The organism is Rheinheimera sp. ATLC3 (assembly GCF_059429535.1).
Window position 1 is genome coordinate 3,394,766 of record NZ_CM182103.1, and the last position, 15,023, is coordinate 3,409,788.

14 protein-coding genes are annotated in these 15,023 nt (G+C 52.8%); all 14 read left to right on the forward strand.

Features of this window, described 5'->3' with window-relative positions; genetic code table 11:
• Positions 1–12 precede the first annotated feature (12 nt).
• The 14 genes from AC5SV9_RS15715 to AC5SV9_RS15780 all read left to right on the forward strand — a co-directional run bounded on the left by AC5SV9_RS15715 (position 13) and on the right by AC5SV9_RS15780 (position 15,018).
• Positions 13–1,230: a nucleoside permease gene (locus tag AC5SV9_RS15715; protein ID WP_273020737.1), complete on the forward strand. Its 1,218-nt coding sequence runs from the start codon at positions 13–15 to the stop codon at positions 1,228–1,230.
• A 111-nt stretch (positions 1,231–1,341) separates the two neighbouring features.
• On the forward strand, positions 1,342–1,842 hold the full coding sequence (locus AC5SV9_RS15720; RefSeq protein WP_273020735.1) for a CinA family protein: 501 nt from the start codon (positions 1,342–1,344) through the stop codon (positions 1,840–1,842).
• A 62-nt stretch (positions 1,843–1,904) separates the two neighbouring features.
• Positions 1,905–2,948 carry a recombinase RecA gene (recA, locus tag AC5SV9_RS15725; RefSeq protein WP_134056771.1) on the forward strand — a complete coding sequence of 348 codons (1,044 nt, stop codon included), beginning with the start codon at positions 1,905–1,907 and terminating at the stop codon, positions 2,946–2,948.
• Positions 2,949–3,106: 158 nt separating this feature from the next.
• Positions 3,107–5,713, forward strand: a complete 2,607-nt coding sequence (locus tag AC5SV9_RS15730; RefSeq protein ID WP_475148380.1) for an HzsA-related protein — start codon at positions 3,107–3,109, stop codon at positions 5,711–5,713.
• Positions 5,714–6,436: an outer membrane beta-barrel protein gene (locus AC5SV9_RS15735; RefSeq protein ID WP_273020729.1), complete on the forward strand. Its 723-nt coding sequence runs from the start codon at positions 5,714–5,716 to the stop codon at positions 6,434–6,436.
• The gene (locus AC5SV9_RS15740; RefSeq protein ID WP_475148381.1) at positions 6,406–7,020 is read left to right on the forward strand and encodes an outer membrane beta-barrel domain-containing protein; all 615 of its coding nucleotides are present in this window, start codon (positions 6,406–6,408) and stop codon (positions 7,018–7,020) included. Before AC5SV9_RS15735 ends, AC5SV9_RS15740 begins: the two co-directional genes overlap by 31 nt.
• Before the next feature lie 37 nt (positions 7,021–7,057).
• Positions 7,058–7,540 carry a TlpA family protein disulfide reductase gene (locus tag AC5SV9_RS15745; RefSeq protein WP_475148383.1) on the forward strand — a complete coding sequence of 161 codons (483 nt, stop codon included), beginning with the start codon at positions 7,058–7,060 and terminating at the stop codon, positions 7,538–7,540.
• Positions 7,533–7,757 (forward strand): DUF4266 domain-containing protein, encoded by a 225-nt coding sequence (locus tag AC5SV9_RS15750; protein ID WP_475148385.1) that lies wholly within the window; start codon positions 7,533–7,535, stop codon positions 7,755–7,757. Before AC5SV9_RS15745 ends, AC5SV9_RS15750 begins: the two co-directional genes overlap by 8 nt.
• Positions 7,744–8,877: a DUF3570 domain-containing protein gene (locus tag AC5SV9_RS15755; protein ID WP_475148386.1), complete on the forward strand. Its 1,134-nt coding sequence runs from the start codon at positions 7,744–7,746 to the stop codon at positions 8,875–8,877. Before AC5SV9_RS15750 ends, AC5SV9_RS15755 begins: the two co-directional genes overlap by 14 nt.
• A gap of 12 nt (positions 8,878–8,889) precedes the next feature.
• On the forward strand, positions 8,890–9,399 hold the full coding sequence (locus tag AC5SV9_RS15760; protein WP_273020726.1) for an AraC family transcriptional regulator: 510 nt from the start codon (positions 8,890–8,892) through the stop codon (positions 9,397–9,399).
• Positions 9,384–11,273, forward strand: a complete 1,890-nt coding sequence (locus AC5SV9_RS15765; protein WP_475148389.1) for a hypothetical protein — start codon at positions 9,384–9,386, stop codon at positions 11,271–11,273. The genes AC5SV9_RS15760 and AC5SV9_RS15765 overlap by 16 nt, the downstream gene beginning before the upstream one ends.
• Positions 11,270–14,116: a tetratricopeptide repeat protein gene (locus AC5SV9_RS15770; RefSeq protein WP_475148391.1), complete on the forward strand. Its 2,847-nt coding sequence runs from the start codon at positions 11,270–11,272 to the stop codon at positions 14,114–14,116. Before AC5SV9_RS15765 ends, AC5SV9_RS15770 begins: the two co-directional genes overlap by 4 nt.
• Positions 14,106–14,729 (forward strand): tetratricopeptide repeat protein, encoded by a 624-nt coding sequence (locus AC5SV9_RS15775; protein ID WP_475148393.1) that lies wholly within the window; start codon positions 14,106–14,108, stop codon positions 14,727–14,729. The genes AC5SV9_RS15770 and AC5SV9_RS15775 overlap by 11 nt, the downstream gene beginning before the upstream one ends.
• A complete protein-coding gene (locus AC5SV9_RS15780; protein ID WP_475148396.1) occupies positions 14,710–15,018 on the forward strand; it encodes a hypothetical protein in 309 nt (102 codons plus the stop codon). Before AC5SV9_RS15775 ends, AC5SV9_RS15780 begins: the two co-directional genes overlap by 20 nt.
• The last annotated feature ends 5 nt before the right edge of the window (positions 15,019–15,023 follow it).

The following is a 15,023-nucleotide window of genomic DNA, read 5'->3' on the forward strand; positions in this document are numbered from 1 at the left end:
ACGGGGATTGACATGAGCATAATTAAACTACGTTTAAGCCTGATGATGTTTCTGCAGTTTTTTATCTGGGGAGGCTGGTTTGTTACCCTGGGAACCTTTCTGGCACAGAACCTGGCAGCCAGTGGTGCGCAAACTGCGCTGGCATTTTCTACCCAGTCCTGGGGAGCCATTATTGCGCCGGTATTTATTGGCCTGGTGGCCGACCGGTTTTTCAATGCTGAACGTTTGCTCGCCATGCTACACCTTACCGGTGCGGTATTAATGTATCTGATGTATCACACGGTAGATTTTGCCAGTTTCTATCCGTTAGTGTTGGGGTATATGCTGGCCTATATGCCAACACTGGCACTGGTGAACTCAGTGTCGTTCGCGCAGTTGGCCAGGCCTGAAGCCGAGTTTGGTCAGATCCGGGTGTGGGGCACTGTTGGCTGGATTGTCGCCGGGCTGGTTATCAGTTTTGTGTTTGGCTGGGATAGCCAGGTTGGTATAAGCACCGGTGCGCTGAAGTACACATTTCTGATGGGGGCAATTGCGTCGCTGGTGCTGGGGATATACAGCTTTACGTTACCGGCCACCTTACCTGCGGGGCGGGGGCAGCCACTGCGCTTGGGTGAGCTGCTGGGGCTGGATGCACTAAAGCTGTTAAAAGATAAGAACTTCGCAATGTTCTTTGTCAGCTCAGTGTTAATTTGCATTCCATTGGCCTTTTATTATCAGAATGCCAATCCGTTTCTGACCGAAATTGGTGTGGCCAACGCTACCGGCAAAATGACGTTGGGGCAGATGTCAGAAGTGTTGTTTATGCTGGCATTACCGCTTTTTCTTGGCCGCTTTGGCATTAAACTGACATTACTGCTTGGCATGTTTGCCTGGGTACTGCGTTATGTATTATTCGCATACGGCGATTCCGGTGAAGGTGTTGCTCTGCTGCTGGTTGGCATAGCACTGCATGGTATCTGTTACGATTTCTTTTTTGTCTCCGGGCAGATTTACACCAACAGTAAAGCCGGTCCGGCGGTCAAAAGCGCTGCGCAAGGCCTGATCACGCTGGCCACCTATGGTGTGGGTATGCTGGTTGGCTTTAGTGTGGCAGGGTATATCACCGAACAATACAGTGCTATGGCTGGACACAACTGGTTTAACATTTGGCTGTTCCCTGCCGGGTTTGCCGCCGTCGTGCTGGTGTTATTTGCATTGCTGTTTAAAAACGAGAAGCTGTCGGCGACCTGATCAGCCGCGCTTGTCACCGAGCAGGCAGCAGCCAACGCTGGCAGTTGCCTCTTGCTCCGCTTTCATCTCTGACGGCATAATGGGGGCTGTGTATTTTCTGTTGGATAATATATGACGGTCGCAGCAGATAGCCTGCAGCTGGCGACAGAACTGGGCCAGCTACTGTTACAAAAAAAGTGGAGCATTACGACGGCGGAGTCCTGTACCGGCGGTGGTATAGGGTACTGGTTAACCGCTGTGCCGGGTAGCTCCGCCTATGTTGACCGTGGTTTCATTACCTATAGCAACAAAGCCAAACAGCAGTTACTTGCAGTGCGTAGTGCAACATTGTTGCAATTTGGCGCCGTTAGCGAGGAAACCGTGCGTGAAATGGCGCAGGGGGCTGCCAAAGCCGCAGGTGCCGAGGTTGCAATTGCCGTATCGGGTATTGCCGGCCCTGATGGCGGTTCCGCCTATAAGCCGGTGGGTACTGTCTGTTTTGGTTTTTATCTGGCCGGCCACGTTGCCAGCAGCCATCTGGTGTTCGCCGGCGACCGGCAGCAAGTACGCCAGCAAGCCATCAATTTTGCGCTTAAACAAAGCATCGAGCTGTTGACAGCCTTGTCAAACTAGACTACTGTACGAGCATACAGTGTTAATTGTCCGGCAAGCCCGGCTCAACCATGGATATTAAAATGGACGATAACAAACAAAAAGCGCTAGCAGCCGCTTTAGGTCAGATTGAACGTCAATTCGGTAAAGGCTCTATCATGCGTCTGGGCGACAGTACAGCGCTGGACATTGAGGCGGTATCAACCGGCTCACTGGGGCTGGATATCGCTCTGGGTATTGGCGGTTTGCCTTATGGCCGGATTGTCGAAATTTATGGTCCTGAATCTTCAGGTAAAACGACTTTAACACTGCAGGTTATAGCCGAAGCCCAGCGTGCCGGTAAAACCTGTGCCTTTATCGATGCTGAGCACGCATTGGATCCGGTGTATGCGAAAAAGTTAGGTGTTAATGTGGATGCGTTACTGGTATCGCAGCCAGACACCGGCGAGCAGGCGCTTGAAATCTGCGACATGTTGGTGCGTTCAGCTGCAGTAGACGTGGTGATTGTTGACTCGGTAGCGGCTTTAACCCCTAAAGCTGAAATTGAAGGCGACATGGGCGACAGCCACATGGGCTTACAGGCTCGTTTGATGTCACAGGCGCTGCGTAAGTTAACGGCTAACATTAAGCGCTCTAACACCTTATGTATTTTCATTAACCAGATCCGGATGAAGATTGGTGTTATGTTCGGTAACCCGGAAACGACTACCGGTGGTAATGCGTTAAAGTTCTATGCGTCAGTGCGTTTAGATATACGTCGTATCGGTTCTGTAAAAGAAGGCGATGAAATTACCGGTAATGAAACCCGGGTTAAAGTGGTTAAGAACAAAGTTGCACCGCCGTTTAAACAAGCTGAGTTTATTATCCAATATGGCGCAGGCATTAATAAGCTGGGCGAGCTGATTGATTTAGGTGTCGCACAAGGCCTGGTAGATAAAGCCGGTGCCTGGTATGCCTATCAGGGTAATAAGATTGGTCAGGGTAAAGCGAATGCGATGAAATTCCTGCAGGATAACCAGACCATTTCAGATGAAATTGAAAAAGAACTGCGTAGCCGCTTGCTGCTGAAACCGGGTGAAAAGCCGATAGAGGAAAGTGTTCCTGAGGCATTTGAAGCCGATTTATAAAAACTGTTCATCTGACGTTAATAAAGCCAGCTTATGCTGGCTTTTTTGTTAGAAATTTTCACTTGCTCTGTTGTTAAGCCAGCGCTAAGCTGAGACTTCGCCTTTACGGCAGCTCCCTTAACGCAACATGCAGTAATTGGTAGCCGGTACCTATAATAATGATAATAATAACAAGGCTTTGCCTTATCACTGCAGCAGCTTTGCTGGTTGCCTGTGATGCTGATATCAGTGTTCGCGACGAACCGACCGATCCGGTAGTGCAGGAAATTGCCCTGGCTTTTGTTGAACGCCCGCTCCTATTACCCGACGACACTGCTTATCAAACCCGTCTGACCGACCCTGCAGCTTTTAACCCTGGGGCGCGTTTAATACTAAAACAAAATGCATTTGCTGAGTCGGCAGAAACTGATCTCACTGCCGCCTTGTTTGATGAAGACAGCCTGTATGACGTTAAAGACCTGGTGGCGTCGCCTGATGGCTTAACCTTATTATTTGCCCTACGAGCGCCGCAGTTGGCTAATGTAGCAGAGGAGCTGCAACCGAAGTGGGATCTGTGGCGTTACGATGCGATCAGTAAAACCATCAGCCCACTGATAAGTGATGCGCAGTTAGCGCAGCGTGGCCATGATATCAGCCCGGCTTTTTTACCGGATGGCCGCATTATTTTTAGCTCCAGCCGTCAAACCACCTCACGCCAGATTCTGTTAGATGAATTTAAACCACAATACACCGCGGTCGATGAAGACTTAAACTCGCCCGCATTTAACCTGCACGTGATGAACAGTGACGGCACGGATATCACCCAGCTCAGTTTCAATTTGAGTCATGATCTTTATCCGGTAGTGCTGGATAACGGCTATGTGTTGTACAGCCGCTGGGATAATCAGAGTGACCGTTCGATGTTTAACTGGTATCAAATGCGACCAGATGGTTCAGAAAACCAATTGGTGTATGGTTGGCACTCACACCAGAGTGGCATTGATGCTTCAAGGGTGGAATTTACCAAAGCGGTTGTGCTGGACGATGGCGGTGTGTCACTGGCGCTGAGTAGCGTCGATGCGCCTTACTATAACAGCTGGCCACAGCGCGTCGCCTTGGCATTAGCCAGCGATAATCAACAACCGCTGGCGGGTGAAGTATTGAATATGCCAGCTCAAACGCCACTGTTTCCGTGGGCGTTTGACAACAGCAACCAGCCACAACGGGCCGGTGCGATAAACAGTTATGCCGCACTCAAAGACGGTACCGGCCGCTATCTGGTTAGTTGGTCACCGTGCCGCGTGGTGCAACAGCAGGTTGTACTAAGTTGTGCTCAGGCAGAGCCGGATACCGACTCGGAACTGGCAGCCCCCCTGTACGGGCTGTGGTTATTTGATACCCAAAAGCAAACTCAGGTGCCAGTGCGGCCGGGGCAGGAAGGCCTGCTGGTTACTGAACCTGTGGTGTTACAGCCTTATACCGAGCCTGCTTTTATCCCGCAAAACCCTGAGCTTAACGCTGAGCTTGCGGCTGAAAATGCTGCGCTACTGGATATTCGCAGCGTGTATGATTTTGCCGGCAGCAGCAATGTTAATTTGGCCGCGTTGGCGGACCCGATGCAAACTACTGCAGCGGACAGACCTGCCCGTTATCTGCGACTGGTGAGAGGCGTGCCACAGCCGCCAGAAGAGGTTATCGACGTGCCCGGGTTTGCTTTTGGGGTAAGTGCACGGCAGTTGATGAGGGAAATCCTCGGCACTGTTGCTATTGAACCTGATGGGTCTGTGCGGGTTAAAGTGCCAGCCAATGTGCCTTTTAATCTGGCGTTACTGAATGCGCAGGGGCAGGCAATATCGCCGCTGCATCAGCAGTGGATCACGCTGCGGCCTGGCGAGACCCGCAGTTGTAACGGCTGCCATAGTGCGCAAAGTACTGCACCGCATGGCCGGTTGGCAGGCGAAGCCGCAAGCATCAACCCTGGCCTGAGCAGTGATGGTCGATTCCCTAACACCAATCCGCAGTTACTGGCTCAGGCTGGTGAGACTATGGCGCAAACGGCTGCCCGCATCAACGGTACTCCTGAGCTTAATGAAGCCCTGCATTACTTAGACATCTGGACTGATCCTTCTCTGCGTACGCCTGATGTCGAGCAGTTAACCAGTTTTAACAGCCTGACAACCCCACTACCGGCTGGTGTTGAGTGTTTTAGCCAGTGGCTGGCCAGTTGCCGTATCCGTATTGATTATCCCAGCCATATCCAGCCGCTGTGGTCTATCGAGCGGCGTCAGCTTGACCCGGTTAGCGGCGACGTGCTGCAGGATAATACCTGTGTTAGCTGTCATAGCCGCACCGATGCGGCAGGTAATGCCCGTGTGCCGGTTGCTCAGCTTGAATTGGATGCAGAGCCTTCCGATTTGGAGCCGGCTCAGTATCGTAGTTATCGTGAATTGCTAAGCAGCGACAATGAACAGGAGCTGATCGGCGGCGTGCTGGTTGACCGGCAGGTTCAGGCAACAGACGCTGATGGCAACCCGGTGTTTGTAACCGATGAAAACGGTGACTTAGTACTGGACGATGACGGTAATCCGATCCCAGTGCTGGTGCCGGTAGCGGTACCTGGCAGTATGCGCGCGGGTAATGCGCTGGGCAGCGCATTTTTCAGCGTGTTCAGCGCCGGCGCAGCGCATCAGGGCTATTTATCTTCGGCAGAGCTTAAGCTAATTGCCGACTGGCTTGATATTGGTGCCCAGTATTACAACTCACCTTTTGTTGTACCGGAGCAGTAGATGATGAGATATCTGCTGCTGTGCTTTTTTCTGATTACGTTGCCGCTGTTGGCTGAGCCGGTAGCGGTCAAAGTCAGTGGTGATTTCGTCAATCTGCACTCTGGTGCCGGGCGCGGTTACCCTGTGCTGCAGGTTGCCTTAAAGGGCGAGCAGCTCAGCTTGCTGACCCAGCGGACAGATTGGGTACAGGTAGAGTTTAAACAGCAAAAATACTGGCTGGCGCGTGCTGACCTGGCACAGCTGATGACATTACAACAACAAACATTTTCGCTCAGTGATGATCGGTTGGCGGCATATGAACAACGGTCGCTGGAAGCCGGTCTGCTGCTGGGCGATTTCAACGGCAGCAGTTTATACCAGCTGTCAGTGGCCTATAACTTTACCCCCTACATACAAACTGAACTGGCAATAGGGCAGGCCAATGGCGATCAGGCCGATAACCTGTCGGCTGAACTCAGTGTTTATCTGAGCCCGATGCCGCATTGGCGTATATCGCCATATTTTGGTATCGGTGGTGGCGTGCTGCGTACTACACCAAGAACGATACTGGTACAAACCCAGGATCGTAACAATAGCCTTGCCAGTATGGAGCTTGGGCTACGCTATTACCTGAGCCGGAACTTTATTGCCAGAGCCGGTTACCGGCGCAGCGTAATTGTTACTGACCGAAATGATAATGAAGAGATCGATACATGGAAACTTGGCTTCAGCGTATTTTTTTAGCTCTGAGTTTTGCCTCCGCAGCGGCAGCTGCGCAGCAGGTTGAACCTGATATTCCGCGGGAAGTGGTCACGGAGGATTTACTGGACAGTGAGAACTGGCTATTCAGTGCCCGCGTTGGTGTTTTGGGCATCGAGGATTTTGGCAGTAGTGCGCTGGCGGCAATACAACTGACATATCACATCAATGAGGATTTTTATCTGGCCGCCGATTACGCCATGGCAAAAGCCGGTCGAACCTCGTTTGAGGAACTCAGCGGTGCTGCACCCCTTTTAACCGACAGTGAGCGTGAGTGGCGTTATTACGGCGGTCAGCTTGGTTATATGCTGTTGCCAGGCGAAGTGTTTCTTAGCCGGGATTATGCGATGAACAGTGGGTTATCGGTGTTTGCCGGTGCCGGTACTGTCGATTTTGCCGGTGATAACGTATTTGCTATGCAGTTTGGCAGTCAGTTCAGACTGTACGCCACTGACTGGCTGGCAGTAGAACTGACTTTTAGCGACTACGTGTTTGAAACGACGATACTGGCACGCAATAAAACGACGCATAACCTGGCATTGGCGCTGGGCGTAGCTGTGTACTTTTAGCGACTGTCCGTCGGCGCAGAGCAGTAAAGAGGTAAGCATGAAACGATTAATTCAATACAGTGTACTGGCAATAGCGCTGGTATTTAACGGCGCTGCTATAGCAGAACAAGCTCCGGATTTTACGTTGAAAGCGCTTGACGGCAGTAACCTGCGTCTGGCCGAACAACGCGGCGATATTATGCTGATTAACTTTTGGGCCAGCTGGTGTGGCCCCTGTATTCAGGAAATGCCGCAACTGGATAAACTGGCGCAAAAGTACCAGCCGCTCGGTGTGCAGGTTTGGGGCGTGAATGTAGAAAGCGATAGCGGTGCAGCTAAAGCTTATCTGAGTAAGGTCAGCGTTGGTTTTCCTATTTTACTGGATCAGGACAACGCTGTGTCCAAAGCCTATCAGGTTGAAGCTATGCCAACTACAGTGATCCTGGACAAAGACGGTCAGGTACGCAGTGTGCACCGTGGTTACAAACCTGGCGTTGAGAAAAAATATGAAGAAGATATTAAAGGCCTGCTGCGTGAGTAAGCCCTGGCTGATTATCAGTGCGCTACTGGTTATGCTGTCAGGCTGCACAACTGTTCAGCCCTGGGTTAAACCTTACGAGCGCGACAAATTGGCCGACCCTATTATGGCGTTTGGCCGTCATCCGGTTGCGCAGCAGCATATAGCACACGTGCGCGATTCGCGTGAGGCCGCCAAAGGGGCAAATGGTAGCGGGGGCGGTGGTTGTGGCTGCAATTAAACTGCTGTTATCACTGCTGGTGTTATCTGCGACTATGGTGCAGGCGGCAATTTTGCCGCAGGACAGGGCGGATGTGATGTACCACTCCTATCAGGGGGGCGGTGTGTCTATTGACGGCCCGGCCGTGATGCTGCGGAAAAAAGCCGGTCAGTCGGTATCAGTGTCGGCCTACTACTATGTTGATACGGTATCCGGTGCTTCTGTTGATGTGCAGGCAACAGCATCAGCCTACAGCGAAACCCGGCAGGAAAAACGGCTGGGGGTCGATTATCTGGCCGGTAACAGTATTCTCAGCGCGAACTATGCGCAAAGTGATGAAGATGATTACAACGCCAAATCAATAAGCTTTGCCATTTCCCACGATACCTTCGGCGGCATGACGACACTGAGCCTGGAAGCCGGGCTTGGCGATGATGAAGTTGGCCGTAACGGCGATGACAGCTTCAGTGAAAGCGTGAAACGTTACAACTACAAACTCGGCTGGACGCAGGTACTGAGCAGTAGCTGGATAGCCGCGCTTAATATGCAGGTTGACCTGGATGAAGGTTTTTTAAATAACCCTTATCGCAGCGTACGTTACCGCGATCCCAGTGATCCGAGGGGATACGCCTATCAGCGCGAAGTTTACCCTGATACCCGTAATGCCTTCGCGGTGTCGCTGGTGAATAAAGTGTACCTGCCTTACCGGGCCGCGCTCAGTTTTAACCTGCGGCATTATCAGGACAGCTGGGATATCCGCGCACTGGATGCTGAAATGGAATATGTGCACCCGTTGACACAGCACTGGACGCTGGAAGGCAAACTGCGTTGGTATAGCCAGGGCCAGGCCGATTTTTACCGCGACTTATTTGATTTTGCCAGCCAGCAGAACTTCATGGCGCGTGATAAAGAGTTAAGCGAGTTTAACAACCTGACACTCGGTATCGGTGCCAGTTACGCTTTACCGGTTTGGGGCTTCTGGCCAGAAGCAACGCCGGAACTGACGCTGCAGTGGGATCATATTCGTTTTAATTACAAAAACTTTCGTAATGTCACAGTAACAGATGCAGAGGCGGGACTGGAGCCTTTGTACCGGCTGGATGCCAATGTGATACGGGCGTTTTTCAGCCTTTACTTTTAGCGGGGCGTCATCATGAGAGTGCTATTGTGTAGCGTATTAATGTGGTTGAGTTTAGTGGCCAGTGCTGAAACAGCGCCAGTCAGCGATCAGCTGGAGCAGTTAAAGCAGCAGGTTATTCAGCTTAACCGTGAGCTGTTTTTGTTAGAAGAAGAATTATTATTTCCACCGCAAACCCAGCTGGCGGTGTTTTTATCAGCGGATACCGGGCAGTTCTTTCAGCTCGATAGCGTAGAACTTATTCTGAATGATAAACCGGTTGGGGCGCATCTATACACTGCGCAGCAGTGGGATGCATTAAAACGTGGCGCTATTCAACCGTTGTACAAGGGCAATGTTAAAGCTGGCGAGCATAATCTTACCGCTGTGTTTGTTGGCAAAGGGCCAGACAACCGCGATTATCGCCGCGCGGTAAATTATCGTTTTGCCAAGGCTGACGATGCCGTGTTGCTGGAGCTGCAAATTAACGATCGCAGCAGCGATTACCAACCCGATTTTGTTGTGCAGCCATGGTCAAACGACTGAGTTGCGCATTGCTATTGCTGCTGCCACCGCTGGTTCAGGCGGCGGCTTCTACGCAGGCTGCAGCGACACCGGCAACCATAGCCGAGAAGCACTATCGTCAGGCGGCCTGGGCGTTTTATTTGCAGCAGCCTGCGCAAGCGCTGGAAACACTGCAGCTGGCTCCGGCGCATGATGGCCGTACCCGGTTATTAGAAGCAGGCTTATATTTACAACTGAATATGCCACAGCATGCGATAGGGCTGATTGATACATTGCTTGGCGAATCGCCGGCAAGCCCCGGTGCCTTGCCGCAGGCGCTGAAAAATGTCGCGCTGCTGCAATTTGCCCGTTATCAGTTAGAGCAAGGCAACAAAACGCCGGCCAAAGACTATCTTAAGCAGGTACAGATCACCGACGATAATGCCTGGTTAGGCCAGCAATTGCTGTTGGAGCAACTGATCAACTGGCCTGATATTACACTGCCGCCTGCACCCGAGTTTGAGCGGTTGCGTCATCAGCCGGAAATGCCTTATATCATCAGCAACCAGGCGTTGGTGCTGGCGCAGACTGATCAATCTGACACTGCGCTTGATTGGCTGGCGCAAATCCGGCAGCAGCTAAAAACCAGTGAAGGGCAGGGTTTCTGGCAGTTGCTGTTCAGTGGGCAGTGGCACCTGCTTAGTGAGCCTGACGGTTTTATTTATCCCGGTGCTGAGCGTGAAGCGCTGTCTGATTACGTTGCGCTGACACAGGCTCAGCTGCATATTCAGCGTCAGGAATTTGCTGCAGCCGATGCGATATTGAGTAACTTTGCGGCTGATAGCGTGCTAAACCGCAATGCGTTGCAGCTCTACAGTCATATTCTGACCGAACAGCGGCATGTGCCGGCATTGCTGGCGGTATTGCAGCAACAGATCCGGCTGCAGCCGTTCAGTCACACGGCCTGGTTGGCGGCAACCCGTATCGGCGAGCAACTGGAGCGCGTATTGCAGGTTGATGATGCGCTGGGGGCGTACCGCTGGGCTGATCAATACTACATTCAGCAAGCACAGCAGATGCAACAACAGGCCCGCCCGGTCGAGGTTGGGCAGTTGCAGCAGGGCTTATCAGCCTGGCAACAATTGCAGATCAGCAATGACAGCCAGCTGTTTCATTTACAACAGGATATTCTCTCGGTGCAGCAGCAGTTAACTGCCGCACCGCGACGGCAGCAGCGCCTGAGCCAACTGCAGGATGTCACAAACCTGAAGCTGAAGCAGCAACAGCAATTGCTCAGTAGCCGCCTGCCACAGCTGCGTCAGCAGCGCGATGCGTTACAGCTACAATTTAGCCAGCTGCAACAGCAGATCAGTGCAGCCGAGCAGCAACCCATGCCGTTGTCACTATGGCAAGGCGAACCCTATCAGCAACTGCAACGTTTAGACCGTGCTGAGCAGCGGCTGGCAGTGCTGCAGCAGCATCAGCAACCGCAACCGCTGCAGAATTACCCGCAAAGGCTCAGCCGCCTGCGCGGCTTATTGCAGTGGCAGTACAGTAATAGTGCTGCAGAGCGGCGCTGGCAGCGGCAAAAACAACTGCAGCAAACCGCTGGTGTACTCGAACAACTGGAGTTGCAAATGGCCGCACTGGCGCGGCAGGGAAACAAAACGGAGCGGCTGCAACAGGTGCAGCAGCGTCTTACCCAGTTGAGTAGCCATCAGCAGCAGCTGAATCTGGCGTTGTTGAGTAAACAGCAGCAATTACTGGCTGAGCTGAATCAGCAATTACAGCAACGGCTGCAGCAGCAACTGGCAACTCTTAATGACTTGCAGCGGCACAATAAAGAATCGATGGCGCGGGTGATGGAACGGGTATTGCTCAGCAGTGGCACTGACAGCAGTGGGGCCGGCTTATGAGGTTAACCGTCATTGAGCGTTATCCGCTGACGACACTGGCGCTGTGTTGTGCTGTGTTATTGTCTGGCTGCAGTGTCGCGCCCGATAATATCAAGCGGCCGCGGCTGGCCGATTTGCCGGCGTTTGACCGCAGTATGTTGCTGACACCGCCTGAGGTAAATGAACAGCAACTCGAATTACTGTATCAGCAAATCCTGACATTACAGCCTGCACCACAGACGCGGCAGAAAATTTTGTACCGGCTGTCGCAAATGCACACCCGCCAGCTCGAGCAGCAAGAGTTGCCGCCGGCACAAGAACGCGAGGCATTGCAGCAGCTAATAGCACGTTACCAGCAACTGCTTGCAGATTACCCGGCCGATCCGAATAACGAGCTTATCCGCTACCAGCTGGCGCGCAGCTATGATCTGCTCGGGCAGCAGCAAGCCTGTCTAGAGCAGCTGGATGCCTTTTTACAGCGGTATCCACAGTCGGATTTGGCGGCCGAAGTCTGGTTTCGTAAAGCCGATATTCACTACGCGCTGAGCCAGTATCAGCAAGCGCTGCAGGCGTATCTGGCCGTGCTTGGCAATAATGACGCCTCGCTTGAGCTACATGCCCGTTATATGGCGGGCTGGAGCTATTTTAAACTGCAAGAATTTGAGCAGGCAGATGAGCAGTTTTTGCGGGTACTGGATCACAGTTACACTGAGTTACTGCTGACTGAGCAACAACAGCCGCAGCAAAGTTTGCGCGATGAAGTCCTGCAAACCCTGAGTATTTCACTGAGTTATCAGGAGCAGGGCCACAGTTTACAGGCATTGCTGGCACGGGTACCTTACCCACCGGGGCAGCGGCCGTTACTGATGGTGGCGCAGCTGTATCAGCGACTGGCTGATTTTCTGGCAGAGAAAAAATTGCTTGCTGCCAGCCTGGAAACCTATCAACTGTTTATTAGTCAGTACCCTGATACGCTGCTCGCGGCACAGTTTCAGTTAAAGCTTATCCGCCATTACCTGGACGATGCTGATGCCACTCAAGCGTTAGCGGCACAGCAGCGCTACATTGAATTGTTTGGCCCGGGCAGCTTATTCTGGCAGCGGGCAACCGTAACTGAGCTGGCCGAAACCACACCGCCGCTGTTGCAATACCTGGATTATTTTGCCCGTAACCGCTATGCCAGTGCGTTAACATTAAGTGGGCAGGCGCGGCAGCAGGCTTTTGCCGACGTAGTGCCGTTGTGGCAAAAAATGCTGGCAGTGCTGGACGAGCCGCTATTACAAAAACAGCAGGCAGCCGGGGATTATTCAGCTGCTGATATCCGCTATTTGCTGGCAGAGTCTTACGCCGGTGCTGCCTTACAGGACGATGCGCTGGCGCTTTACACCCAGCTTGGCTTTACGGCAACAGAGCCTGGTACGTTATTTACTGCGCAGGATGCGGCCTATAAAGCCTTGCTGCTCAGTGAGAAACTGGCACAGCAGCACGCCAGCACAGCACAGCGTCACTGGCAGCTACAAACTGAGTTTGTCAACATGCACAGGGCACATCCGGCGGCGCAACAGGTGGCGTTGCAACAACTGCAGCAGCGTTATAGCGAGCAGGATTACTATGGCGTCATTCAGCACAGCAATGCTGTCACAGACTGGCCACTGCCAGCACAGAGCCAGAGTGCACTGGTACAGGAAGCGCAATTTCTGCATAGCCAGAGTGAACTGGCGTTGCAGCAGTATGCTGCTGCTGAGCACAGTATCAGCGCTTTACTGAGTCAGGGGGCAGCTGATCTCAGTGCCGACAGGCGTAAATTGCTGACTGAGCAACTGGCGTCGAGTATTTATCAGCAGGCCCAGCAGCCCGATGCACCGCTTGCAGCGGTACAGCAGCATCTGCAGCGTTTACTCTCTGTGTTACCGGACTCAGCGTACCACGAGGCTGCAGCTTACCAGCAAGTTGAGATAGCACGCAGCGCCGGTGACTACGCTGCAGCAATAAGCTTACTGACTGCCTTTTTGCAGCGTTATCCGGATACTGAAAGAACAAGCACCGCTAAGGCACAACTGCTCGACAGTTATGAACAGGCACAGCAGTGGGATAAAGCCGCCGCTGAACTGGCCAGAGTGGCGGCAGAAAGTAACGATCCAGAGCAGCAGCGCGAAGCGCTGTATTTATCAGCACAATATTATCAGCGCAGTGGTGACAATGCCCGGGCACTGGATAGCTGGCGCCGCTATGCCAACCGCTATCCGCAACCGCACCTGCTGGCGCAGGAAGCGCGGCTGCAATTGGTGCAGCTTTATCAGCTGCAGCAGGATTTGTACCGGCAGAATTTCTGGCGCGACAAAATTGCGGTATTCGAGCAGAGGAACGCGGCGCAGGGGAATGAGCGCAGCCGTTATCTGGCGGCACAGGCGCTGCTTGAGCTGGGGCGGCATGAAAGTGGCTTGTTCGCACAGGTAAAGCTGAGCCACCCACTGAAGCAAAGTCTGCAGAAAAAACGCCAGCATATGAGTGCAGCGATAAAGCACTACGAGCAAAGTATGCAATACGGCATTGCCACTATGTTAACCGAAGCCCAGTTTCACGTTGGTGAGTTATATCAGCAAATGGCGGCTGCGCTGTTAGCTTCAGACCGACCAAAAGGTTTGGATGAACTGGCACTGGAAGAGTATGAGCTGTTGCTGCAGGAACAGGCTTATCCGTTTGAAGAACAAGCGATTGCCATTTATCAGCAAAATAGCCGTTTAACCCAGCAGCAGGTTTGGGATCAGTGGGTGCAGCAGAGCTTTCAGCGGCTGGCGACACTGCTGCCTGCCCGGTTTGATAAAACAGAAGCCTATAGTGGGGTAGCAGAAGATGCATATTAGGGCTCTGCTTTGTAGCGCAGTATTGCTGGGGCTGAGTGCTTGCAGCCAGCTACCTGCACCCGGTAAGTCAGCGCCCGTAGCTGCGCCACAGCAGGCAGTAGCAGCGCCAGCTGCACTGAGTGATATTGAGCAACAGCAATTTCAGCAAGCCAAAGCCCTGTTACAGGCAGAGGACTACGCCGCAGCGGTTGCAGTTTTGCAGCAACTGGCAGAGGCTGTGCCTGCCGCGCCTGGGATAGGTTATAACCTGGCGCTGGCGCAATGGCACAGTGGCAATGTGGAGGCGGCACAGCAACGCCTGCTGCAGGTGGTCAGTGTGGCGCCGGATTACACTGCTGCGCATAATTTACTCGGTGTACTGGCGCGGCAACAGGGCAATTTCCGTCAGGCCGAGCGTCACTTTCAGCGTGCGCTGCAAGCCGATGCCAGCTACGCCATAGCACATAAAAACCTGGCTTTTTTATACGAGCTGTATCTGGGCGAGCTGTTACAGGCGCATTACCACTATAAACAGTACTACCAGTTGACTGCGGATGAACAGGCTAAAGGCTGGCTGGTACTGCTTGAACAACAACTGACACAGGAAGAAAAGCATGAGCAAACTGATTTATAGCATGTTGTTGCTCAGTATAAGCCTGTTCGCTGTGCTGGCCGGGGCGCAGCAGCCGGCCAGGGTACAGGTTGAAAGCACCATCCGTGGTAACCAGGAACAGCCCAAAACCATTTATGTGCTGCCCTGGCAAAGCCCGGTCAGTGTGATCCGGATACCCGGGCAGCCGTTGCCGCAACAGCAGCCTGGTGTGTCACCGCTGGACCGGCAGCAGTTTTTACGTTTTATCGCCATTGAGCAAAGCACGTCAGCATCGCTGACGTCAGAGAAAGTTAACCCAAAAAAGCAATAAGAGGA